Origin of the sequence: Pseudonocardia ailaonensis (genome assembly GCF_039531635.1) — a bacterium.
In the GTDB taxonomy this organism is placed as follows: Bacteria; Actinomycetota; Actinomycetes; order Mycobacteriales; family Pseudonocardiaceae; genus Pseudonocardia; species Pseudonocardia ailaonensis.
On sequence record NZ_BAAAQK010000009.1, the window covers coordinates 177,078 to 200,159 of the forward strand.

General features: G+C 71.2%; 24 protein-coding genes. 16 read left to right on the top strand and 8 right to left on the bottom strand.

Translation table 11 applies throughout. The features are described 5' to 3' along the window. Positions 1-161 precede the first annotated feature (161 nt). The 12 genes from ABD324_RS16720 to ABD324_RS16775 all read left to right on the top strand — a co-directional run bounded on the left by ABD324_RS16720 (position 162) and on the right by ABD324_RS16775 (position 11,489). On the top strand, positions 162-1,358 hold the full coding sequence (locus tag ABD324_RS16720; RefSeq protein WP_344417616.1) for an NDMA-dependent alcohol dehydrogenase: 1,197 nt from the start codon (positions 162-164) through the stop codon (positions 1,356-1,358). Further along, complete coding sequence (locus tag ABD324_RS16725; RefSeq protein ID WP_344417618.1) at positions 1,333-2,241, top strand: IclR family transcriptional regulator; 909 nt, start codon at positions 1,333-1,335, stop codon at positions 2,239-2,241. Before ABD324_RS16720 ends, ABD324_RS16725 begins: the two co-directional genes overlap by 26 nt. Then, positions 2,238-3,227 carry an amidohydrolase family protein gene (locus tag ABD324_RS16730; RefSeq protein WP_344417620.1) on the top strand — a complete coding sequence of 330 codons (990 nt, stop codon included), beginning with the start codon at positions 2,238-2,240 and terminating at the stop codon, positions 3,225-3,227. The genes ABD324_RS16725 and ABD324_RS16730 overlap by 4 nt, the downstream gene beginning before the upstream one ends. A 115-nt stretch (positions 3,228-3,342) precedes the next feature. Beyond that, positions 3,343-4,518: an ABC transporter substrate-binding protein gene (locus tag ABD324_RS16735; protein WP_344417622.1), complete on the top strand. Its 1,176-nt coding sequence runs from the start codon at positions 3,343-3,345 to the stop codon at positions 4,516-4,518. Continuing rightward, the gene (locus ABD324_RS16740) at positions 4,515-5,306 is read left to right on the top strand and encodes an ABC transporter ATP-binding protein (protein ID WP_344417624.1); all 792 of its coding nucleotides are present in this window, start codon (positions 4,515-4,517) and stop codon (positions 5,304-5,306) included. The genes ABD324_RS16735 and ABD324_RS16740 overlap by 4 nt, the downstream gene beginning before the upstream one ends. Further along, the gene (locus tag ABD324_RS16745) at positions 5,303-6,061 is read left to right on the top strand and encodes an ABC transporter ATP-binding protein (RefSeq protein WP_344417626.1); all 759 of its coding nucleotides are present in this window, start codon (positions 5,303-5,305) and stop codon (positions 6,059-6,061) included. Before ABD324_RS16740 ends, ABD324_RS16745 begins: the two co-directional genes overlap by 4 nt. After that, entirely contained in the window at positions 6,058-6,951 is an 894-nt protein-coding gene (locus tag ABD324_RS16750) for a branched-chain amino acid ABC transporter permease (protein WP_344417628.1), read from the top strand. Before ABD324_RS16745 ends, ABD324_RS16750 begins: the two co-directional genes overlap by 4 nt. Further along, on the top strand, positions 6,948-8,120 hold the full coding sequence (locus tag ABD324_RS16755) for a branched-chain amino acid ABC transporter permease (RefSeq protein ID WP_344417630.1): 1,173 nt from the start codon (positions 6,948-6,950) through the stop codon (positions 8,118-8,120). The genes ABD324_RS16750 and ABD324_RS16755 overlap by 4 nt, the downstream gene beginning before the upstream one ends. Beyond that, positions 8,117-8,722, top strand: a complete 606-nt coding sequence (locus tag ABD324_RS16760; protein WP_344417632.1) for a cysteine hydrolase family protein — start codon at positions 8,117-8,119, stop codon at positions 8,720-8,722. The genes ABD324_RS16755 and ABD324_RS16760 overlap by 4 nt, the downstream gene beginning before the upstream one ends. Positions 8,723-8,797: 75 nt before the next feature. Further along, positions 8,798-9,814, top strand: coding sequence for an ABC transporter substrate-binding protein (locus tag ABD324_RS16765; protein WP_344417634.1), 1,017 nt, complete (start codon positions 8,798-8,800; stop codon positions 9,812-9,814). Positions 9,815-9,831: 17 nt separating this feature from the next. Continuing rightward, positions 9,832-10,644: an ABC transporter ATP-binding protein gene (locus ABD324_RS16770; protein ID WP_344417636.1), complete on the top strand. Its 813-nt coding sequence runs from the start codon at positions 9,832-9,834 to the stop codon at positions 10,642-10,644. After that, complete coding sequence (locus ABD324_RS16775) at positions 10,641-11,489, top strand: ABC transporter permease (protein WP_344417638.1); 849 nt, start codon at positions 10,641-10,643, stop codon at positions 11,487-11,489. The genes ABD324_RS16770 and ABD324_RS16775 overlap by 4 nt, the downstream gene beginning before the upstream one ends. A gap of 6 nt (positions 11,490-11,495) precedes the next feature. Here the strand turns inward: ABD324_RS16775 and ABD324_RS16780 are convergent, their stop codons facing one another. From ABD324_RS16780 to ABD324_RS16805, 6 genes are all read right to left on the bottom strand, one after another. Further along, complete coding sequence (locus tag ABD324_RS16780) at positions 11,496-12,452, bottom strand: SMP-30/gluconolactonase/LRE family protein (protein WP_344417640.1); 957 nt, start codon at positions 12,450-12,452, stop codon at positions 11,496-11,498. Between the two features lie 103 nt (positions 12,453-12,555). Then, complete coding sequence (locus tag ABD324_RS16785) at positions 12,556-13,530, bottom strand: NAD(P)H-dependent flavin oxidoreductase (RefSeq protein WP_344417642.1); 975 nt, start codon at positions 13,528-13,530, stop codon at positions 12,556-12,558. Between the two features lie 78 nt (positions 13,531-13,608). Further along, on the bottom strand, positions 13,609-14,448 hold the full coding sequence (locus ABD324_RS16790; protein WP_344417644.1) for a mycofactocin-coupled SDR family oxidoreductase: 840 nt from the start codon (positions 14,446-14,448) through the stop codon (positions 13,609-13,611). Positions 14,449-14,481: 33 nt separating this feature from the next. Further along, positions 14,482-14,991 carry a VOC family protein gene (locus ABD324_RS16795; RefSeq protein ID WP_344417646.1) on the bottom strand — a complete coding sequence of 170 codons (510 nt, stop codon included), beginning with the start codon at positions 14,989-14,991 and terminating at the stop codon, positions 14,482-14,484. An 89-nt stretch (positions 14,992-15,080) separates the two neighbouring features. Then, complete coding sequence (locus ABD324_RS16800; RefSeq protein WP_344417648.1) at positions 15,081-15,467, bottom strand: EthD domain-containing protein; 387 nt, start codon at positions 15,465-15,467, stop codon at positions 15,081-15,083. A 109-nt stretch (positions 15,468-15,576) separates the two neighbouring features. Continuing rightward, positions 15,577-16,581 carry a PDR/VanB family oxidoreductase gene (locus ABD324_RS16805; RefSeq protein WP_344417650.1) on the bottom strand — a complete coding sequence of 335 codons (1,005 nt, stop codon included), beginning with the start codon at positions 16,579-16,581 and terminating at the stop codon, positions 15,577-15,579. Between the two features lie 267 nt (positions 16,582-16,848). Here ABD324_RS16805 and ABD324_RS16810 point away from each other — a divergent pair, with 267 nt between their 5' ends. From ABD324_RS16810 to ABD324_RS16825, 4 genes are read left to right on the top strand one after another with little or no spacing between them, the layout of a single operon-like run. Beyond that, positions 16,849-18,069: an ABC transporter substrate-binding protein gene (locus tag ABD324_RS16810; protein ID WP_344417652.1), complete on the top strand. Its 1,221-nt coding sequence runs from the start codon at positions 16,849-16,851 to the stop codon at positions 18,067-18,069. 13 nt (positions 18,070-18,082) lie between these two features. Beyond that, positions 18,083-18,946 (top strand): branched-chain amino acid ABC transporter permease, encoded by an 864-nt coding sequence (locus tag ABD324_RS16815; protein ID WP_344417654.1) that lies wholly within the window; start codon positions 18,083-18,085, stop codon positions 18,944-18,946. Position 18,947: 1 nt separating this feature from the next. After that, positions 18,948-20,783, top strand: a complete 1,836-nt coding sequence (locus ABD324_RS16820) for a branched-chain amino acid ABC transporter ATP-binding protein/permease (RefSeq protein WP_344417656.1) — start codon at positions 18,948-18,950, stop codon at positions 20,781-20,783. Next, positions 20,780-21,517, top strand: a complete 738-nt coding sequence (locus ABD324_RS16825; protein WP_344417658.1) for an ABC transporter ATP-binding protein — start codon at positions 20,780-20,782, stop codon at positions 21,515-21,517. The genes ABD324_RS16820 and ABD324_RS16825 overlap by 4 nt, the downstream gene beginning before the upstream one ends. A gap of 49 nt (positions 21,518-21,566) precedes the next feature. On the opposite strand, the gene ABD324_RS16830 is transcribed toward ABD324_RS16825, so the two are convergent. Next, positions 21,567-22,346: an enoyl-CoA hydratase/isomerase family protein gene (locus ABD324_RS16830; RefSeq protein ID WP_344417660.1), complete on the bottom strand. Its 780-nt coding sequence runs from the start codon at positions 22,344-22,346 to the stop codon at positions 21,567-21,569. Further along, on the bottom strand, positions 22,343-23,023 hold the full coding sequence (locus ABD324_RS16835) for a TetR/AcrR family transcriptional regulator (protein ID WP_344417662.1): 681 nt from the start codon (positions 23,021-23,023) through the stop codon (positions 22,343-22,345). The genes ABD324_RS16830 and ABD324_RS16835 overlap by 4 nt, the downstream gene beginning before the upstream one ends. Positions 23,024-23,082 lie beyond the last annotated feature (59 nt).

The window sequence follows — 23,082 nt, forward strand, 5'->3', positions numbered from 1 at the left end:
GCGGCGGGTGTTGACAGGGCTGCGCGGACGACTCTAAATTCCTGGCACGCTGTGCCAAACGCTTGAGCGAGCTCCTGGACGGTCCCGTCGGACGTCCGAGGACAGGGCTTCGACCCTCTCGCACGCGGTCCAGCGGTTCCCGGCCGAACGAAGGAGTTGCCGTGTCCGTCATCGTCGACAGTGGTGCCGCCCGCACCGACGCCCCGCAGGGAGCGACCTACCTGCGCACCCGGGGTGCGTTGCTGTGGGAGTTCGGCACGGCCGACACGCTGGCACGCTGGAGTGTCGAGGACATCGAGTACGGGGCACCGAAGAAGAACGAGGCCGTCGTCAAGCTGGCCGCCTCCGGCATCTGCCACTCGGACTACCACTACCTGACCGGCGACAGCGCGGTCGACATCACCCCGCTGCTCGGTGGCCACGAGGGCGCCGGGGTCGTCGTCGAGGTGGGACCGGACACCACCGGCGTGCAGGTCGGCGACCACGTCGTCACCACGTTCATGCCCGCCTGCGGCCGCTGCACGTGGTGCGGGATCGGCCGGTCCAACCTCTGCGACCGGGGCGCCGGCCTGCAGACCGGCAAGACCCTCGACGGCACGCACCGCGTCCACACGCCCGACGGCACCCCGGTCGCGCAGATGACCTACATCGGCACCTTCAGCCCGTACGTCGTGGTGCCGGCGGACTGCCTGATCCCGGTGGACCGCGACGTCCCGCTCGACAAGCTGGCGATCCTCGGCTGCGGCGTGCCCACGGGCTGGGGGTCGGCGGTCAACGTCGCCGACGTCCGGGTCGGGGACACCGTCGTCGTCGTGGGGATCGGCGGGGTCGGCATGAACGCCGTCCAGGGCGCCCGGCACGCCGGCGCGTCGAACATCGTCGTGGTGGATCCCGTCGAGTGGAAGCGCAAGGCCGCGATCAGCACCTTCGGCGCCACCCACGAGGCCGCGGACCTGGCCGAGGCCGACCAGATCGTCCGGGAGCTGACCCGCGGTGTCGGCGCCGACCGGACCATCATGGTCATGGGCGTCGCCGATCCGAACGCCCTGCAGACGCTGCTGAACCTCACGTCGAAGGGCGGGGTGCTCGCCCTGACCAACGTGACCGCGCCGACTCAGCTCGACGCCCAGCTCAACATCCGCAACCTCGTCCTGCTCGAGAAGCAGATCCGGGGCGGCATGTACGGCAGCTGCAACCCGCGCGTGGACATCCCGAGGCTCGTCGCGCTCTACAAGAGCGGTCAGCTGCTCCTCGACGAGCTGGTGACCACGACCTACCGGCTCGACGAGATCAACCAGGCGTGCCAGGACATGATCGACGGCAAGAACCTCCGTGGGGTCATCCTCTTCGACGACTGAGCCGGCACGAGAAGCCGACTCCCGCGTACGGCAGCGAAAGGCCAGGAGCATGCGCAAGACGGAGCTCTCCCCCGACACGGACAACGAACGGTCCGCGAACGGCGCCGACGGCGACTCGGCCCTCCCCCGGGCCGTCACCGTCGTGTTCCGGGTGCTCGAGGCCGTGGCCGCGGCGCCCGGCGCCGGGGTGAGCGCGCTGGCGCGCGACCTGGACATCGCCAAGAGCACGGTGCAGCGTGCCCTGCGCACCCTGGAGGCGCTCGGCTACGTCTACTCGAGCGGCGAGATCACCCGCTGGTACCTGACGCTGCGCACCTACACGCTCGGCTCACGCGCTCCGGTCGTCGACCTGGCGCCGCTCGCCCTGACGGAGATGCGCGAGCTCTCGGCCGTCACCAACGAGTCCGTCCAGCTGCTCGCCCTCGAGGGCGACTCGGTCCTGGTGATCGAGAAGATCGACAGCACGCAGGCCGTCCGGTCGTACGTCGGGCGGGGCGAGCGGCTGCCCGCCCACGTCTCCGCGTCGGGCAAGGCGCTGCTCGCGTCCAGCCCGTACGTCCTCGAGGAGATGCTGCGCCGGCCGCTGCACGGCTACACCGAGGGCACCATCACCGATCCGGAGCGGTTCCGGGCCCAGATCGCGGAGATCCGCGAGCAGGGCTACGCCCTCAACGACGGCGAGTACCGCTCGGACGTCTCGGCGATCGGTGCCGTGGTGTTCGGGGGCGCGGGCGACGCCATCGCCGCCATCGGCATCTCGGCACCACGACACCGCGCCTCGCCGGAGCGGCTCCGCGAGATGGCACCCGCGCTGCTGGCGGCCACCGGCCGGCTCTCGCGCAGCGCACAGCTCGACATGCGAGACAGCGGGAACGGCTCATGAACGACCTCTCGACGGAGGCGCCGCTCGAGCCGTCGTGGCCGGTCGTCGACGCGCACCACCACCTCGGCGAGTTCCACGGCAGCAGGTATCTCGCCGAGGACCTCGGCCGCGACACCGCGCGCGGACACCGGATCGTCGCCACCGTCTACGTCGAGAGCCGCTACCGGCTGCGGACGACGGGGCCGGCCGGCCTGCGGCCGGTCGGGGAGACCGAGTTCGCCGACGACGTCGCGGAGAAGAGCGTCGCCGAGGGGACCGGCACGCAGCTGTGTGCGGCGATCGTCGGATTCGCCGACCTCGGCGCCGGAGCGGCGATCGGCGACGTCCTCGACGCCCATCTCGACGCCTCCCCGGCGCGGTTCCGCGGCATCCGGCAGGGCAGCTACTGGGACGCCGATCCGGGGATCATGTCCACCGTCAGCATGAGCCCGCCCCGCGGCCTGCTCGGCTCCGCGGCGTTCCGCCGCGGCTATGCCGCGCTGGCTCCGCGTGGACTCTCGTTCGACGCCGTGCTCTTCCATCCGCAGATCGGCGAGCTGGCCGCGCTCGCCCGCACGTTCCCGGACACGACGGTGGTGCTGAACCACCTCGGGTTCCCGCTGGGCGTCGGACCCTATGCGGACCGGCGGGAGGAGGTCTTCGCGGAGTGGTCGGCGGCCGTCGCCGACCTGGCGCGATGCCCCAACGTGAACCTCAAGATCGGTGGCTTCGGAATCCCGGTGTGGGGGCTCGACCTCACCCCCGCCGACGGCGAGCCACGCTCGAAGGCCCTGGCCAGGGCCTGGCGGCCGTTCTTCGACACCGCGGTGGAGCGGTTCGGACCGCATCGGTGCATGCTCGAGAGCAACTTCCCTCCGGACCGGGTGGCGTACGACTACGTCACCTTCTGGAACGCCGCCAAGACCCTCGTCTCGGGCCTGTCGCCCAGCGAGCGCGACGCCGTCCTCGCAGGGACCGCACGCCGGGTCTACCGGCTCCCTGTCTGATCCCCCGTTCCCGATCCCGAACGCCGCGGCATCCACGACCGGATCCGCGGGCGATCACCACGACCCAGACACCGCGTCACCGGCGCACAACGGTGTGTGAACCGAAGGAGAAACCATGTCAGCCCTGCGCAGATCGCGACTCTGGGTGACTGTCGCCGCGACCTCGCTCGCCGCCCTCCTCGCGGCGTGCGGCAGCGGCGGTGCGAACGGCGGCTCCGGCACGGGCGACACCGCCTCGCCCGTCCGCGTCGGTGTCATCACCTCGCTCAGCGGGCCTCTCAGCGACTACGGCAAGCAGGTCCAGGACGGCCTGCGGGCCGGCCTGGCGTGCTCGACGAACGGGACCAACGCGGTCAACGGCCACCCCGTCACCTTCGACGTCAAGGACGACGGCGGGGACGCCGCCACCGCCCAGTCCCTGGCCACCGGCATGGTCGGCGAGGGGATCACGATCCTGACCGGCTCGGCCAACTCGGGGATCGCGCCCCAGCTCGGTCAGTTCGCGCAGCAGCAGGGCGTGCTCTACATCGCGAGCGCGGTCGGGAGCGACAAGCTCACCGGCCTCAACGCCAACACCTTCCGCGCGACCCGCCAGGCCAGCCAGGAGGCGATGGCGCTGACCAGCGTGCTGCCGGGTGGCACCGGGAAGGTCGCGGTCCTGGCCCAGGACTACGCCCTCGGCCAGGGATACGTCGCCTCCATCAAGAAGATCCTGCCGAACGCCCAGGTGGAGCCGGTCCTCGTCCCGCTGGACGCCCGCGAGTTCACCCCCTACGCGCAGAAGGTCGCGTCGCTCAAGCCGGACCTGCTGGTGGTCGTCTACTACGGCGACACCGCCGCCGCGGTCTGGCAGTCGCTGCTCCAGCAGGGCGTCACGGACACCACCCCGATCGCCTCCCTGCTCGGCCAGCGGTCCAGCTGGGGCATCTACGGTGCCGCCGCACCCAAGATCACCTTCGTGGCGCACGACTTCGCCGGCCAGGACACCCGCACGGCCACGAACGACTGCCTCCTGAAGGAGAGCCCCAACGCCGACGAGTCCACCTTCAACGGCTTCGTCAGCGCCCAGATGATCGTCCACGCGCTCACGGTGGCCGGCGCCGACGACGTCGAGGGGATGAAGAAGGCGCTGGACGGCTACTCGTTCGAGGCCCCGAAGGGCAAGGTGACCATCCGCTCCGGCGACCACGCCCTCATCCAGGACATGCTCGTCGTCAGCCTCACCACCGAGAACGGCAAGCCGACCGCGAAGCTCGTGAAGACGGTCCCGGCCGCGGACCTGACGCCGTGACCTCGCCCGCTCCCACCACCGTCCCCGCGGACACGGGGGACGACCTCGCGCTCGCGCTCGACGCCGTCACGTGGGGCGTCGGTGGGTTCACCATCATCGACTCCGTCGACCTCCGTGTCCGCCGCGGGGAGTTCCTCTCGATCATCGGGCCGAACGGGGCGGGCAAGAGCACCCTGGTGAACCTCGTCTCGGGGACCTACCGGCCGCTCTCCGGCACGATCAGCCTGGGTTCCCGGGCCATCACCGGCCTGCCGTCGCACAGGCGGATCCGGCTGGGTCTCGGCCGGACCTTCCAGACCTCGAGCCTGTTCCCCAGCCTGACGGTGCTCGAGAACGCGCGGCTGTCCGCCCAGTCCTCGCTCGGCGGGAGCATGAACCTGCTGAGGGCGCCCGGCCGCCGGGACCGGGCCCACGAGATCGCGTGGCACCGGCTCGCGGAGGTGGACCTCGCCCACCGGGCCGGCGACCGGGCCGCCGACCTGCCCTACGGGGAGAAGCGCAAGCTGGAGATCGCGGTCGCGCTGTGCGGCTCCCCGCAGGTCCTGCTGCTCGACGAGCCGACCGCCGGGGTGTCCGACGGCGAGGTGGACTCGCTGATCGAGGTCATCCGGTCCGTGCACCGGACCGGCGTGACGGTCGTGATGGTCGAGCACCGGATGGACTTCGTGGTCGACGTGTCGGACCGCATCTCGGTGCTCCAGGACGGCCGGATCCTGATGACGGGCAGCCCGTCCGAGGTGATGACGGACGCCCGGGTGCTCTCGGCCTACCTGGGACCCGACCTGTGACCCCGCCCGACGACGCGCTCCTCGTCCTCCGCGACGTCCACGTCACCCGGGGGGAGGCCCATGTCCTGCAGGGTGTCTCGTTCACCGTCCGGCCGAACCGCGTGACCGCCCTGCTCGGCCGCAACGGCGTCGGGAAGACGACGACGATGCTGTCGGTGCTCGGCCTCGTTCCCGCGACGGGATCCGTCCTGATGGACGGCGCCGAGCTCCTCGGCCGGCCCACCCACCGCCGCGTCCGGCAGGGCATCGGCTACGTTCCCGAGGACCGCGAGGTGTTCGCCGAGCTGACCGTCGAGGAGAACCTCGAGCTGGCGGCCCGCACACCGGAGGCCGCCCAGCGACGGGCCTCGGTCTACGACCTGTTCCCCGACCTGTTGCGGCGGGCCCGGCAGCGGGCCGGCTCGCTGTCCGGCGGACAGCAGCAGATGGTCGCCATCGCGCGCGCCATGCTCAACCCCAACCGGCTGCTGCTGGTCGACGAGCCCAGCAAGGGCCTGGCGCCGATCGTCGTCGGGCACGTCGTGGAGGCCCTCGAGCGCGCGGCCCAGGAGACCACGGTGCTCCTGGTCGACCAGAACATCCGGGTCGCGGAACGGCTCGCCACCGACGCCGTGATCCTCGACCACGGGACCGTCGTCTTCGCCGGCCCGATGGCCGACGTCGTCGCCGACGAGGAGCTGACCCGGACCTATCTCGGGGTGGCAGGCGCGGTCGCCGAGACCCCGGCCGACCAGCCCGAGGTGACCAGCCGGTGAACGCCTTCCTCGTCATCCTCGTGACCGCGCTCGGGCTGGGCGGGCTGTACTTCCTGCTCGCCTCCGGCCTCTCGTTGATCTTCGGCCTGATGGACGTCCTGAACCTCGCACACGGCGCGTTCTTCGGGATCGGCGGCTACGCGGCCTGGATCGTCATGGACTCCCTCGGCGTGGTCGACTCCCTGGCGCTGCGCTTCCTGGTCTCGGTCGTGGTGGCCGTGGCCGCGGGGCTGCTGGCCGGGTTCGTCATCGAGAAGGTCCTCGTCGCCCGCAGCTACGGCGACCACCTCGCGCAGATCCTGCTGACCCTCGGCCTCGGCTTCGCCCTCAACGGCCTGCTGGCCGGCCTCTTCACCTACTCCCCCCGCTCGCTGCCGCAACCGGAGTGGCTCGCCGCGACCTCCGCGCTGGGGGGCGCGCAGATCCCGAACAGCAGGCTGGTCATCATCGTGGTGGCGGCCGTCGTCTTCCTGGGCATGATCGGGTTCTTGCGCTACACCCGGCACGGCCTGATCATCCGGGCGGGCGCGGAGAACCGGCAGATGGTCCGGGCTCTCGGCATCGACGTCCGGCGGAGCTTCACGCTGGTGTTCGCGCTCGGCGGCGCGCTGGCCTGCCTCGGCGGCGCGCTGGGGGCGGTGTTCTTCAACGGGGTCACCCCGACGCTCGGGCAGAACATGCTGATCTTCTCGTTCATCGTCGTGATCATCGGCGGCCTCGGCTCCGTGCCGGGCACCGCCGTGGCCGCGGTTCTCGTCGCCCTCGTCCAGCAGTTCACGAACTTCTACGCCAACACCGGGCTCGGCGACCTGGCCATCGTCGTCCTGCTCGTGGGCACGCTCCTCGTGCGGCCCCAGGGTCTGCTCGGACGAAAGGCGGCATCGACGTGACCTCGACAGCACGCGCCGAACAGCACCGCCCGGCCGCCGGGACGCGAGCCGAACCGCCTGCGCCGCAGCGGACCCGGAGGCGGATCCCCGTCGGTGCGGTGATCGGGGCGGTCGTCCTGCTCGTCCTGGTGATCGTCCCGTTCACCGGTGGCCTCACCGTGCCGTTCGTCTTCGACGGCGCCCTCTCGAGCTCCCGGACGCAGCTCATCCTCGCCGCGGCGCTGCTCTTCGCCTGCGTCGCGATCTCCTACGACGTGGTGTTCGGCTACACCGGCCTGCTGAACGCCGGCCACGCCACCGTCTTCGCGGCGGCGCTGTACGCCACCAACATCGGGATGGAGCTCGGCGTCCCGTTCGTGCCGGCCGCCCTGATCGCCGTGGTCCTCGCGACCGCGCTGGGCGCGGGCATCGGCGCGCTGTCCCTGCGTGCCCGCGGGCTGGGCTTCGCGATGGTGACGCTCGCGTTCTGCGAGGCCTTCTCCACCCTGCTGGTCACCGACCCGTTCCGCGTCTTCGGCGGGGAGGAGGGACGACCGCTGGCCTTCGAGCAGGTCCCGTCGATCCTCCTGCAGGCCCGCAACGTCAAGTGGCTCTACTGGCTCGCCCTCGCGACGCTCGTGCTCGTGGCGGTGATCGCGCTCGTCGCCACGCGCTCGCAGTGCGGCCGGGTGTGGCTGGCGGTCCGGGAGAACGAGCAGCGCGTCGAGATGCTGGGGCTCAACCCCTTCGCGTACAAGCTCGTCGCCTACTCGTTCTCCTCCTTCCTCGCCGCGATCGCCGGCACGGTCTACCTCATCGTGGTCCGGGCCGCGAACCCCGCCAGCGCCTCCGTCGAGTTCAGCCTCGCCATGATCGTCATGGTGGTGATCGGCGGCCGCGGACGGCTCTGGGGGGCGGCGCTGGGTGGATTCCTGTACGGCATCCTCACCCTGCGCCTGCCGTCGCTGTCCTCGTCCGGTGCCCTGGACGGGCTGCCGGGATGGGCCGGCCGGGTCCTGGCCGAGCCGCTGTTCGTGCTCGGCGTCGTGTTCATCCTGATCGTGCTCTTCGCCCCGGGGGGTGTCGGAGGCGCGGTCGACGCCGTGCGCCGGCGGATCCGCGCATCGGGCCGGAGCCGCTCCGCGAACGGACCGGGGTCACCACCGGCGTCCCGGCAGGATGCCCCATGAGCTCCCCGACCCCGGCCGACGCCCTGCTCCTCGTCAACATGCAGAACAGCTTCTGCGCGCCGGCCGGGGTGATGTACGCGCCGTTCGGCCCTGCGCTGCAGGACATCGACGAGATCATCGAACGGTGCGCCGAGGTCGTGGCGTTCGCCCGTGCCGCCCACACCCCGGTGATCTACTTCCGGCAGGTCTTCCAGCCGGGATACGCGGACTACGGACCGCTGGAACCGCACGTCCAGCGCCTGCTGGTCGCCCGGGGTGGGCTCACCGCGGGAACCTGGGACGCAGCGATCGTCGACGGGCTGAAGCCCGCCGACGGCGATCTGGTCGTCGACGGCAACCGGAGGGACGCCTTCTACGGGACCTCGCTCGAGATCCTGCTGCGCAGCATGGGCGTGCGGCACCTGGCCCTCGCCGGGGTCGCGACCAACAGCTGCGTCGAGACGACCGCCAGGTCGGCCGCGGTCCGCGACTACGCCGTGACCGTGTTGGCGGACTGCACCACGAGCCGCAGCTCGGGCCACCGGCGGCTCTCCCTGACCACCATGTCCGAGTACCGGATCGCCGGGATCGCCACCGGTGGCCCCACGTTGTTCCGGGACTGACCGCACCACCTGCCGCGACGTCGGGCCGGCGCCGGTGGTCCACCGTGGACGATCACCCCGCAAGGAAGGAGCGCGATGAAGCGCGCATGGATACTGGCCGTCCTCGCCGTGACGGGCATGCTGGCCTCGGCCTGCGGTGGAGGAGGTGCGTCACAGGACGGGAGCACGAAGGTCCGGATCGCGCTGGCCTCCTTCAGCGTGGGCCACGGGCTCTCGCTCATCGCCCGGGACGGCGGGTTCTTCGAGCGCCGGGGCCTGTCCGTCGAGATCATCAACGCCCAGGGCGCGCAGAACGCCGTCGCCGCGGTCGCCTCGGGCGATGTCCAGGCGTTCGTCGGAACGCCGGCGAACGCGTTCGCCGCGGCCTCGCAGGCCCGGTTCGTGATGCCGCTCAGGGCCTACGCCGGGCCGAGCGTCACGCTCACGCTCCGCGTGGACGTGGCCGCGAGGCTCGGTCTGCCGGCGAACGCGTCACCGGAGCAGCGGCTCAAGGCCCTCGACGGCCTCACCATCGCCTCCATCAGCCCGGCCATCTCCCCCACCCTGATGCTCAGGCACACCTCGGAGCAGGCGGGCGCCCGCATCAACTTCACCTACCTCGACCAGACGACCTATGCCGCCGCCCTGCAGGCGAAGAGCATCGACGGCTTCATCGGCTCGTCGCCGTACGCCGAGATCGCCGAGAGCCAGGGCAGCGGCCTGAGCTGGCTCAGCGGACCCGCGGGTGACTTCCCCGGTTACGGGTCCTCGTACATGCAGATCGGCCTCGGCATCACCACGGGCTACGCGGACGCCAACCCGGACGTCACGTCCCGGATGGTCCGGAGCTACCTGGATGCGGCCGAGTACGTCCGCGACCACCCGGACGAGGCGAAGGCCGTGCTCCGCAAGAGCTTCCCCGAGCTCGACGGCAGGGTCTGGGACCAGGTGTGGACGTCCCAGAAGGCGGCCTTCACCGCTCCGGTCCCCACCGCGGAGGACCTCGCCTTCACCTACCGGGAGTACACCGAGTCCGGCTCGGCCAAGGGCGGCGACATCGATCTGGACCGGATGCTGGCGCCGCAGCTCGTCGACGCCGCCCGCTCCCTCTGAGCAGGAGAGGATCCGAGATGGCGACACCGGAGACGACGATCGGGAGCACGCGCCGGACCGAGGGCCTCATCCGGCTGGCCGGGGTCTCGAAGGCGTTCGGCGACCGGCTGGTGATGGCGGGCCTCGACCTCACCATCGGCGAGGGCGAGTTCGTCTGCGTCGTCGGGCCGAGCGGCGGCGGGAAGTCCACGCTGCTGAACATGATCTCCGGGCTCGACGAGGCGACGACCGGGGTCGTGTCCTTTCGCGGCAGGGCCGTGAGCGGGCTCAACAACGAGGTCGGGTACATCACCCAGCGAGACCTGCTCCTCCCCTGGCGGACCGCCGCGAACAACATCCGGCTCCCGCTGGAGCTCCGCGGCTGGTCCCGGACCGCGATGGCCGAGCGGGTCCGGGAGATCCTGGCCATGACCGGGCTCGACCACGCGGCGGACTCGTACCCCTACGAGCTGTCCGGCGGGATGCGCAAGCGGGTGTCGATCGGCCGGGTCCTCGCCTACTCGCCCTCGGTGCTGCTCATGGACGAGCCGTTCGCCAGCCTCGACGCCCAGCTCCGCCTGCAGATGCACGAGGAGCTCCTGCGGATGTGGCAGGACAGCCGGGTGACCTCCGTCGTGTTCGTGACCCACGACCTCGTCGAGGCGATCACCCTCGCCGACCGGGTCGTCGTGATCGCCGGCCAGCCCGGCCGGGTCGATCTCGAGCTGCCCATCGAGATCGACCGGCCGAGGCGGGTGGTCGACGTGCAGTCCCACCCCCGCTACGCGGACTACTTCCAGAGACTGTGGTCCGCGCTCGGGCACGACCAGCCCACCGGAGGTGCGCAGTGACGTCCACGAGCGAGATGCCCGCCGAGGCCGCCGAGGCGCGGTTGTCCTCACCGCAGGAGTCACGCAGGCGTGCGGGCGGTGACGGCCGCGGCGCGCTCGCCACCGCGCTGATCCGCCTGGCCATCCTCGCCGGCATCCTCGTCGTCTGGCAGGTGGTCGGGGACCTGACGACCTTCGGACGGTGGGTCAGCGACCCGCTCTCGGTCGCGGCCCGAGTCGGCGACTGGGCGCGCAGCGGGCTTCTCTGGGAGGGCACCCGCGTCACGCTGTCGACCACCCTGCTCGGGTTCGCCCTCGGCACGGTCGTCGGCGGGCTGGCCGGCGTCCTGCTCGGTGTCACACGCCGGCTGGGCGCGCTGCTGGAGCCCTTCATCCTGGCCCTGTACTCCATCCCGAAGATCGCTCTGGCGCCCCTGTTCCTGCTGTGGTTCGGCATCGGGCAGCTGCCCAAGATCATGCTGGCGGCGATGCTGGTGGGCTTCCTGATCTTCTTCAACGTCTACCAGGGCACGAAGACGATCGACGGTCAGCTCATCGCCATCGTCCGCCTCATGGGGGCGGGCCGGGTCGCCGTCATCCGGAAGGTCGCCCTGCCCTACCTGTCCGCATGGTTGTTCGCCGGACTGAAGATGGGCCTCCCCTACGCCCTGATCGGCGCCGTCGTCGGCGAGTTCATGGCGTCCACGGCCGGCCTCGGCTACATGGTCAAGAACGCCAGCTCGATGTTCGACACCGACGGCGTCTTCGCCGGCCTGATTGTGCTCATGACGATCTCCACGGTGCTGTTCCTGCTGCTCACCGCCGCCGAGAAGCGGGTCCTGCACTGGGCGGGACGCGGAATCTGAGCCTCGTCAGGACTTGCCGCCGGCGGTCCAGACCGGACCGTCGGGGGCCGTGACCTCACGGTCCGGGTCGAGGCCGGGGATGCCGACCCGGATCCGGCCCACCTCCGTGAACGTGGTGACGAAGAGGGTCCGCAGGTCCGGGCCGCCGAAACAGAGGTTGGTGGCGAGCCTCCCGCCCAGGTCGAGGGTGGCGAGGTGCGCGCCGTCCGGCGCGACGACCCAGATCCCGTCGGGGCCGGTGCACCAGATGTTGCCCGCCGCGTCGAGCCTCATCCCGTCAGGCTGGCCCGGACCTCCGGACATGGTGATCACGACCCGGTCCGTGTCGGGGTCCAGGCGCGAGCCGGCCACGCTCCAGGACTCGACCTCCATGGCCCGGATGTGCATGCGGTTGGTGTCGTTGATGTAGAGCGTGCGCTCGTCCGGGGAGAAGGCGAGCCCGTTGGGCAGGTTGAAGTCCCGGGCCACGAGGTTGATCCGGGACAGGTCGGGCGACACGCGGAAGACGGCGGCGTGGTCCAGCTCGGTGTCCACGCCGAAGGTGAGGGGGTCGGTGAACCAGATCGAGCCGTCGGAGCGGACGACGACGTCGTTGGGCCGGTTCAGCGCGAGCCCCCGGTAGCGGTCGGCGACGACCGTCACGGAGCCGTCGGGCTCGTGCCTGACCACGCGCCGACGTGCCTGCTCGCAGGACAGCAGCCGACCCTGCCGGTCCCTCGTCGAGCCGTTGGCGGCCCCGGTGTCGGTGGCGACCGTCGTGAGTCCGGTGGCCTCCGTCCACTCGTGGCGGGTCGACGTGCTGCTGTCGTTGACACTGAGCGCCTGCCGGTCGGGGAACCAGACCGGGCCCTCGGCGACGCCCAGCAGCTCGCCGTCCGGGCCCGAGCCACCGAGACCGGAGGCGATCCACTCGACCTCCACACCCGTCAGCAGCGGGGCAGGCTCAGCGGTGCTGGTCGTCATCGGGTCGGCTCCCTGGAGATCGGTGTCGAAGGCTGAGGTGCACGCATGCTGTCGCGCCCGTCACGCGCCACTCCGACATCGTGCCTCCTGTGCGCCGCGACGATCAGGCGGCCCGCACGATGCCGGCGAGCCGGCCGGTGATGATCTCCTCGGCGTCCCGCACGATCCGGCCGATCAGCTCCGCGCAGGTGGGGATGTCGGTGATCAACGCCTGCACCAGGCCAGCCGACCAGATGCCGTGGTCCAGGTCCCCCGTCTCGTAGACCACGGCACCGCGCTTGCCCGCCACCAGGTCCCGGACGTCCTCGAACTTCGCCCCCGCATTCAGCTTCTCCACGACCTCGCGCGAGATCGCGTTCGACGCCACCCGCGCGGTGTTGCGCAGCTGCCGGAAGATCAGGTCCGTGTCCCGCTCCGAGGCCGCGACCAGCCGGTCCTTCACGTTCTGGTGGATCCCGGACTCCACGGTCGCCATGAACCGGGTGCCCATGTTGATGCCCTCCGCCCCGAGCGCGAGCGCGGCGGCCAACCCCCGGCCGTCGCCGAACCCGCCGGAGGCGATGAACGGGATCTCGATCGCGTCTGCCGCCGCCGGGATCAGGATCAGCCCGGGGACGTCGTCCTCACCGGGATGCCCCGCGCACTCGAAGCCGTCGATCGACAACGCGTCCACACCCAGCGCCTGGGCCTTGAGCCCGTGCCGCACGCTCGTGCACTTGTGGATCACCTTGATCCCCGCGTCGTGGAAATGCGGGAGATGGTCGACAGGATTGGCGCCGGCCGTCTCCACGAACGGCACACCCTCGTCGATGATCACCTGGCGGTACTCGTGGTACGGCGGCGGTGTGATGGTCGGCAGGATCGTGAGGTTCACGCCGAACGGGGAGTCCGTGAGCTCCCGGGCCCGACGGATCTCCGCGCGCAGGTCCTCCGGCGTCGGCTGGGTCAGCGCGGTGATGAACCCGAGCCCGCCCGCATTCGCCACCGCCGCGACGAGCGGCGCCCGCCCCACCCACTGCATCCCACCCTGGACCACCGGGTGCTCCACCCCGAACAGCTCCGTGAACCGCGTACGCATCCGTGCTCCGCTCCCGCCGCACGACCCCGGGCTGTGTGCCTCGAGGCATGATCGGCTAGTGGTGATCGACTCTTGCTTCTACTTGATCGCTGCGCCGGCGTCTACGGGGAGCGCCACCCCGGTGACGTAGCGGGCTTCGTCGGAGGCCAGCCACAGCACCGCGTTGCTGATGTCGCGCGCCTCGACGTACGGGATCGGCAGCAGGTTCAGGAAACTCAGGGCCCGCTCGACGTCCTTCTCGCCCGGAGCCTCGATGCCCGACAGGAAGGCACGCGCGGTCTCGTCGTTGAGGATCATCGGGGTGGCGACGTTCGTCGGATGGATGCTGTTGACCCGGATCATGTGCGGGGCCAGCTCCCGGGCGTAGGTTCGCGCCAGGCCGACGAGGCCGTGCTTCGCCTCCGTGTAGCCGCCGCGCACGCCGATCGCTCGGAGTCCGGCGAGCGAGCTCGTGATGACGACCGATCCCCCGCCCCCGCTGTCGATCAAGGCCTGCTTGGCCACCTCGACGGTGCGGAAGACACCTGTCAGGTTGACGTCCACCACCTGTTCGAAGAGGGCGACGCGCTCACCGACGTCCCGGATCTCCCTGTACGGACCCAGGATCCCGGCGTTGGCACAGACGATGTCCAGCCTGCCGAGCTCGGCGAGACCGTCCGCCACCGCGCCGGCGAGGCCGGCGACGTCCCGGACGTCCGCGACCCGGGCGACGATCCGCCGGTCCAGCGCCTCGACCTGCCGGACCGTCTCGTCGAGATCCTCGGGCACGGACATCGGGTACGGGACACCGTCGATCTGTGCACACAGGTCGACGGCGATGATGTCCGCACCTTCCTCCGCCAGCCGGACGGCATGACTGCGCCCCTGACCTCGTGCCGCGCCGGTCACGAATGCGACCTTGCCCTCGACCCGTCCCACGACCGGTCCTCTCTCTCCACACAGGAGTCCCCGTCAGGGGCTGATCGTGCCCGTCCCGGCCAGTCCGCGGCCTGCGAGCACCTCTTCCATGCCCGCGGTCACCGGCTGGCCCTCTTCCTTCTGCAGGAGCTGGAGGAGGGTCCCCCCGGTCTCCCGCGGGTGCAGGAAGACCTCGCGCCAGGCCGGGTCGTCGATGAAGACCGCGGTCGGGGTCCAGCCGCCGGCCACCACCTCGTGCAGCGCGACGCGGATGTCCGCCACCACGAAGGTCAGGTGGTGCACGCCGCCGCCGCGGGTGCGGGCGAAAAAGCTGTCGAAGAACGTGCTGCCCGGCAACGGCTCCATCAGCTCGACCCGCCGATCATCCGGGTACCGCAGGTGCAGCGCCCGGTAGCCGACACGCGGGTTGTCCCCGCCGAAGGCGAAGCGGCCGCCGAGAAGATCGCCGTAGAGCGGCAGGAGGTCCCGGATCCGGGGCGCCGCGACGGCGACGTGGTCGAACGCGGCCCGCAGGGAACGCGGAGGCCCCGAGCGTGCCGCCACAGACGGTCGGGCCGTCACGCGGAAGCCCCCGGACGATGTGGCGATTCCATGTCGGACGCACCTCTTTTCTCGCGCTGTTGTCGCTGCCGTCAGCGGGGTGTAGTCGGATCGATGACCCCGCGGTCCTCGGTGAAGAAGATCGGTGACCTCTGCAGGTCGATGAACCGGCGCTCGTCCTCGAGCAGCGTCCGGCCCGCTGCCCGCCCTTCCTTGGTGGCCTGCGCCGCGGCGATGTCCTCGACGCTGTCCCACCACAGCTCGGCCACGCCGTCGTAGTCGGCACCCTCGGCGCTCCGCACCGCGAGTGCCGGCCGCAGCCGGGGATCGTCGACGGTGTGACTCTGGGTGTAGCGGCGGATCCGCAGGGCCTCCGAGTGGGCCCGCACCAGCGGCGCGTGGGTCTCCCACCAGTACCGGGCGAACTCGGCGCGGGTGAGGGACGGCTGTCGCGTCAGACAGAAGACAAGCTTGATCATTCCGGGGCCTCTTGTGTGCGTGACTGTGCTGACGTGGAGATCGATGAGTAGTAGTCGTCATCGGCGTACTCCTGGGGCCGTCAAGGGCTCGCAGGGGTCGAGGACCGCACTACAGGTCGAGGACGAGCCGGGGATCGAGCGAACGCCCGACACAGATCATCATCGTCGCGCTCCTCTCCCGCTCGTCGTCGTTCAGGACCTCGTCGCGATGGCACGGGCGACCCGCCAAGACCACCGTCTCGCAGGCACCGCACCATCCTTCGCGACAGGAGAAGGGAACGTCCGGAGCGACGGCCCGCACCACATCGAGGAGCGAGTCGTCCGGCCCGACCGTCAGCACCTGGCCGGTCGAGGCGATCTCGACCTCGAACCCGTCCAGGGCCCCGTCGGCGGCGGGATGGGCGGCCTGACCGGAGCCCTGGAACCGTTCGAGGTGCAGTCGCCCCGACTCCAGGAGCTCCGCGGACAGCGCCTCGAGAGCACTCAGCAGACCCTCGGGCCCGCACGCGTAGAGGACGGTGTCCCGAGAAGCTCCCGAGAGCAGCCCGCACAGGTCGGGGTATCCGAGCTCGTCCTCGGGGACGACGGTGAGGACGCCGGTACCGCCGGATCGCCGGGCGAGGTCCTCGAGCTCGTCGAGGTACGCCATCGACCGACGGGTGCGCCCGCCGTAGACCAGGTGCCAGCGCCGGCCGGCCCGGCCGACCTCCCGGACCATGGCGAGGATCGGAGTGATCCCGATGCCGCCGGCGACGAAGAGGTACTCGTCCGACTCGACGAGCTCGAAGTGGTTCCGGGGTCCGCGGACCCCGACGGTCGTCCCCACCGCCAGCGTGCGATGAACCTCCAGGGAGCCGCCACGCCCCTGTGTCTCCCGCAACACCGCGATCCGCACCCGGTTGCGTCGGAGATCGTCGCCACACAGGGAGTACTGGCGGACCAGACCCGACGGCAGCACCAGCTCGATGTGCGCCCCCGGCGTCCAGTCGAGAAACCCGCCGGACTCGCTCGCGTCGAGCTCGAGCTCGACCACCCCCTCGCTGACGTCACGACGCGCCGTCACGGTCATCTCCACGACTCCCCGTCCGCCGGCGGGGCCTTCCACTGCCGCCATGGCTCCTTCTCTGTAGCTTACCTAAATGTTACCGATCGATCGCTAAGTATAGTCTTTGCGGCGATCCGACTCCCTGTCAAGGGGCCGGACGGCGCTACGACAACGATCCCAGCCTGCACATTGACCACCTAGCGATCGCTAGATAATCTCGCGGCGCCGGTCGCCCGAGGCCGCCCGACCGGGCCTCCGCGACCTGCCCGGTCGGTCCTCGCGGGGCCACTACAGGCCGGCAAGACCCCCTTACATCGCTTTGCAAAGGAGCAATGGATGTCTCAGTCGACTCCGCGCCTCGCGCGGACCGGAGCCGCCGTCGTCGCCGCGGCCCTGACCCTCGGGCTCGCTGCCTGCGGCAGCAGCGCCGGTGCTGCGGGAGGCGGGCAGAGCAGCTTCCGGATCCTCGCCGTGGCCCCCCTCAGCGGATCCGTGGCCGCCTTCGGCGCGGGAGCCAAGACCGCCATCGACGCGGCGGTGAAGGTCGTCAACGGCGAGGGCGGCATCGCCGGCCGCACGGTCGAGGTGACCTACGTCGACGACGCCGGGACGCCCACCCAGGCGGTCAGCGTGCTGCAGCGCGAGCTCGCCTCGGGGACCACGTACGACTTCGCCTTCCTCGGTTCCACCAGCGGGGAGGCGCTGGCGATGGTGCCGATCGCCGACCAGCACAAGCTGCTCAGCTGCACCCAGGCCGGCAGCGACGCCCTGAACGACGGCTCGAAGTACCCGTACTTCTTCGGCGCCTCCACCAGCCTGGTCCAGAATGCCGCGGCAACGGTCGACCAGGTCAAGAAGGCCGGCTACCGCTCGGCCGCAGCGCTGGTCGACAACAACGAGCGCGGGGTCGGCACCCTCGCCGGGTTCCAGACCGCACTCGACAAGGCAGGGATTCCCCTGGCCTCGGAGAAGCTCGACCCCACAGCGACGGATGCCACCGCACAGCTCGCCAAGCTGAAGGCGGCCAACCCGGACGTGCTCCTGCTCGACGCGTACGGCCCGACCGCCGCGGTCATGCTCTCCTCGGTGAAGAAGCTCGGCTGGAACATCCCGGTCGTCGGGAGCGCGACGATGGCCGGCAACGACTTCACCTCGATCCCGCCGGCCGCCTACCAGGGCGTGGTGCTCCGGACCGCGGCGATGAACATCACCGGTACCCCGACCACCGCGAGCCCCGACTTCGTCGCCTTCCAGAAGGCGATGGTCGCGGAGTCGGGCGGCAACCTGCAGTACGCCGCCGAGACCTACGCCTCGGCGTACGGCTGTGTCCTGCTCGCCCGCGCCGGCGCGACCGCCGCGGGATCCACCGATCCAGACCAGATGAAGGCCGCGCTGACGAAGGTCTCCGCCGCGTCCGACGTCAAGGGCTGGTTCCTCTCCTCGACGATCGGTTTCTCCCCCACCAGCCGGAAGCCGATCTTCAGCAGCTCCGACTACGGCAACGCGTCGCCGGGGCCGCGCAACGCCATGCTCCTTCCCGCGGCAGCGGCAGGCTGATCGGAGTTCCGTTGTGACGACCCTCTGGGCAGGTCTGGGGGCGGGCGCGGTGTACGCGCTCGTCGCCCTGACCTTCAACATCCCGCTCGCCGCGTCGGGCGTGTTCAACTTCGCGCAGCCGCAGTTCACGATGCTGGGCGGGTTCCTCGCCTTCGAGGGTCTCCGCCAGGGGTGGCCGCTGCTGCTCGTGCTCGGGGCCTGCGTCGTGGTGGGCGGCCTCCTCGGCGTCCTCGAAGAGCGCGTGGCCATCCGGCCGTTCGTGCGCAACACGACGAGCCGGGCCGCGCTCGTGACCACCGTCGGCTTCGCAGTCGTCCTGGAGGGGGTGGCGCACGTGATCTGGGGGACCACGCCGCAGGCGGTCCCCTTCCCCGGAACGGACTCGACCCTGGACGTCGCCGGTGGCCGGCTCGGTGTCCTGGACCTGACCGTGCTGATCCTGGCCGTCGTCGCCTGCCTGAGCGCCGAGATCGCGACCCGCACCACGGGGTGGGGGCTGGCCAACCGCGCCACCACGATCGACCCCACCGCCGCCGAGCTGCGGGGCATCGACGTGACGGCAGTGCGCAGGCGCGCGTTCGCCCTCGCCGGGGCCCTGGCCTGCGCGGTGGGGCCGCTCGTGGCCGCCCAGGTGACGGCCAGTGTCACCCTCGGCAACAACCTGCTGATCCTCGCGTTCGTCGCCCTGTGCCTGGGCGGCTTCGGGAGCCACGTGGGATGCCTCGTCGGCGGCGTGGCCGTCGGGCTCGTCCAGGCGCTCGGGGCGCGCTACCTCAACGGTGACTGGGCCCTGGTCCTGCTCTTCGCCGTGCTCGTCGCGCTGCTCCTGGCGCGCCCCTCGGGCCTGTTCGGTGCCCGCCGACAGAGGACGGTCTGACATGCGCCGCTCGACCACGTTCCGGATCCGGACGCTCCACCGACGCTTCGGGTGGGCGGTCGCCCTCGCGGTCGGCCTGGTCGCGATCGTCGTGCCGCCGACGATGCTCGGTGTCTACGACCAGCGCCAGATCGCCCTGATCGCCGTGTACACCCTGATCGTCAGCGGACTGAACCTCAGCTTCGGGTACGCCGGTGAGCTGGCACTGGGGCAGGTGGCCATGTTCGCCGCCGGCGCCTACGTCTCGGCGATCCTGGCGAACCACGGGTCGAAGGACCTCCTCCTCGGCCTCGTGGCGGCGACGCTGGCCGCCGGCGTGATCGGCCTGGTGTCCGGCGTGCCGGGCATGCGCCTGAGCCACTGGTCGCTCGCCCTCACCTCGTTCTTCCTCGTGCTGCTCGTGCCGAAGGTCGTCTCGCTGTTCGCCGACCAGACCGGGGGGCTCCTGGGGATCTCGAGCACCACCGGACCGACGTTGTTCGGCCGGCCGCTCGGGTTCACCGGGCTGCTCACCGTGGTCCTCGTCGTGACGGTGGGGTGGCTGGCGATCGCGCGCAACCTCGTGCTGTCCCGCTTCGGCGACGAGCTGCGCGTCCTGCGCGAGAGCCCGCTCCTGGCGTCGTCGCTGGGGCTCTCGACCTTCAGGGTGCGGACGAGCGCCTACCTGCTCGGCAGCCTTCCCGCCGGTGCGGCGGGGTGTCTCGTCGCCTACCTCAACGGGTTCATCTCCCCGGACTCCTTCACCCTGGAGCTGGCCATCGTGTTGCTGGCCGCCTCCGTCGTCGGGGGTTCCGCGAGCATCTACGGCGCCCCGATCGGCTCGGCGCTCCTAGTGCTCGGTCCACTGCAGACCTCGGCCTTCACCCAGTTCTCGGTGCTCATCTACGGGCTGTTCCTGCTCGTCATCGGGGTGGTGTTCTCCGGGGGGATCTCGGGGCTGATCACGCTGGTGGCCAGGCGGCTCGACGGAAGGCTGCCGGTCGTCGCGGACGCCGTGGACGACTCCGCCTTCGCCGAGCACGCAATTCCCGGCGAGCTGCTCGGGGTGCGCGGACTGACGAAGTCGTTCGGCGGGGTCCGCGCCCTCGACGGCGTCACGCTGGAGGCCTCCCCCGGCCGCATCACGGCGCTGCTCGGGGCCAACGGCGCCGGGAAGACCACGCTGCTCAACGCCGTGTCCGGCTTCGTGCGGACCGACGAGGGCGACATCGTGCTGGGGGAACGCCGGATCGACGGCGAGCCGCCGCACGCGATCGCCCGCGCCGGCGTCCGACGGACCTTCCAGACGCCGCTCATCCCCCACTCGATGACCGCGCTCGAGACCGTCATGTCCGGGCGGCTCGGGCAGCGCGGCGGGCGCGGGCTGTCCGCCGTCCTGCGCCTCCCGTCGTTCCGCCGCAGCAGGCGGGCGGATCTCGACGCCGCTCGCGGAGCACTGGCGTTCGCCGGTATGGCCGACGTCGCCGACGTCGACGCCCAGAGCCTCCCGCTGGGCACCCGCCGGCTGCTCGAGGTTGTCAGGGCCGTGGCGGGCGAGCCGCGCCTGATCCTCCTCGACGAGCCGGCGGCCGGCCTCGACGACGACGGGCGGGCCGAGCTCGCGCGCCTGATCCGCCGGGCCCGTGACGCCGGCGGAACGGTGATCCTGGTGGAGCACAACGTGGATTTCGTGCTGGGTCTCGCCGATCACGTCCACGTCATGGCCCTCGGCTCGGTGATCGCGTCGGGACCACCACAGGTGATCCGCGAGCATCCCGAAGTGATCAACAGCTATCTCGGGCGACGCGGACGCCCGGAGTCACGAACGGAGGCCCGGGCGGAGGTGGCGGACCGATGACGACGGACGTGATGCTCGAGGTCGAGGCCCTCCGGCTCGCCTACGGCGACCTGACCGCCGTGTGGGAGGTCGGCCTCACGGTGCCCCGCGGCACCACGGTGGCGCTCGTGGGCCGCAACGGTGCCGGCAAGACGACGACCCTCTCCGGTATCGCCGGCCTGCTCCGCGCCCACAGCGGCACCGTCCGCCTGGAAGGAACGGACGTGACGCAGCTGCCCGCCCACGAACGCGCGCGGCTGGGGCTGTCGTTCGTGCAGGAGGGCAAACGCGTCTTCCGCGACCTGTCGGTGCGGCAGAACCTGCAGCTCGGGTTCTTCGGACGCCGCACGCCGCGGCGGCAGGCCGGCCGGCTCATGGACGAGATGTGCACCCGGTTCCCTCCGCTGGCCGAGAAGCTGGCCCAGCCGGCCGGCTCGCTGAGCGGTGGCCAGCAGCAGATGCTGGCGATCGCCCAGGCCCTCGTGAACCGCCCGTCCGTCCTGCTGCTGGACGAGCCGTCGTCCGGGCTCGCGCCCGTGATCGTCGACGAGGTGCTCGCGCTCGTGGCGGGTCTCAAGGCCGACGGGCTGTCCATCCTGATCGTCAGCGAGAGCGGCGAGGAACTGCTCGACGGTGTCGCGGACCAGGTCGTCGTCCTCGACCAGGGCCGATCGACCCTCACCCGCTCGGCCGCGGACATCACCGCGGACGACATCACCCGCGCGATGGGCATGGGCGCGTCCACACGGCCGTGAACGCGATTGCCCCGGGCGTCGACGACGCCCGGGGCAATCGGTGGCGGGCTCAAAATCGAGCGGGACGCTTCTCCAGGAACGCCGCGACACCTTCACGGTGGTCGTCCGATCCGAGGCACTCCACCACCGTGGTGCGGTGGGCGACCATGTGGTCCTCGACGGTGCGCCCCAGACCGCGGTAGAGGAGCTCCTTGGTCCGGCCGTTGGCGAACGGCGACGAGACGGCCAGGCGGCGGGCGGTGGCCACCGCCTCGGCCAGGAGGTCCTCGGCGGGCACGACCGCGCTCACGTAACCGAGTCGCGCGGCCTCGGCCGCGTCGACCATGCGGCCCGAGTAGAGCAGGTCCAGGGCCGTCGTCGGACCGAGCAGGCGCGGCAGCAGCCAGGTACCCGCCCCGGTGTCGGCGACGAGGCCACGCTGCCCGAAGTTCCACAGGAACTTCGCCCCGGCCCCGGCGATCCGGACGTCCGCCTGGCTGCTGATCTCCGCCCCCATGCCGACGGCGTAGCCCTCGACCGCAGCCACCGTCGGTTTGGGACAGGCGACCAGCGGCCAGGCAGCCAGGCCCTCGGGCGTGCGGTCGTCGCGGGCGCGGTCCTCCGGCGTCCGGCCGTCGAGGTCGGCCAGATCGATGCCCGCACAGAACGAGCCACCGGAGCCGAACACGACCACGGCCCGGACCTCCGGGTCCCGGCCCGCCTGACGTACCCGCTCCTCGTACTCGTCGAGCATGGCGAACGTCATGGCGTTGCGCTTCTCGGGCCGCGCGAAGGTGATGACCGCGATCCGGTCGTCCACCTCGTAGCCGACGAAGTCCTTCACCGTCACGACCGCTCGCCGCTGCAGGGCACCGCCGTGAGCACGTCGGCCGCGCGGTCGGTGGAGCGCAGCATGCCCAGCGCCAGGTCGACGTAGCGTTCGCCGACCTGCTGCGGTGTGAGGGGCCCTCCGGGCCGGTACCAGGCGGTGATCCCGACACACATGGCGATCAGGGCCCGGACCGCGGCGGCCGTGTCGAGGACGTCGAACCGGCCCTGGTCCGTCCCCTGTTCGACGACGTCGCCGAGGATCTGCTGCAGCTCGTCCCGGAGATCCGTGTACTGCTCCCGGTTCTCCGGCTCCAGCGCCCTGCGCTCGTAGTCGAGCAGGGCCAGCTCGGTGCGGTACGTCACGCACAGCGTGAGGCAGTAGACGTAGTTGGAGAGCTGGGCGACGACGTCGCCCGTGGCCTCCTCGACGGCGCGCCGGCACCGGTCGATGTCCTCGACGATCGCCGTGTGCAGCAGGGCGACCAGGATCGCCTGCTTGTTCTGGTAGTAGTAGTAGATCGCGGGCACGGTCTGCCCCATCCGGTTCGCGATGTCCCGCACGCTCGTGCCGTGGTATCCGTGCGCGGCGAACGCCTCGAGCGCATGTCTGAGCACCGGCGGCAGCTTGAGGGGCTCGAAACGGCGCCAGTCCTGCGCGGCCACCGGATCGACCCCCTGGAGTTCCGGGTCGCGCATGAGCGGCTCCGTTCGTCTCGTGCTCGCGCCGGGCCCGTCCACTCCGCCCGACCGGGCGC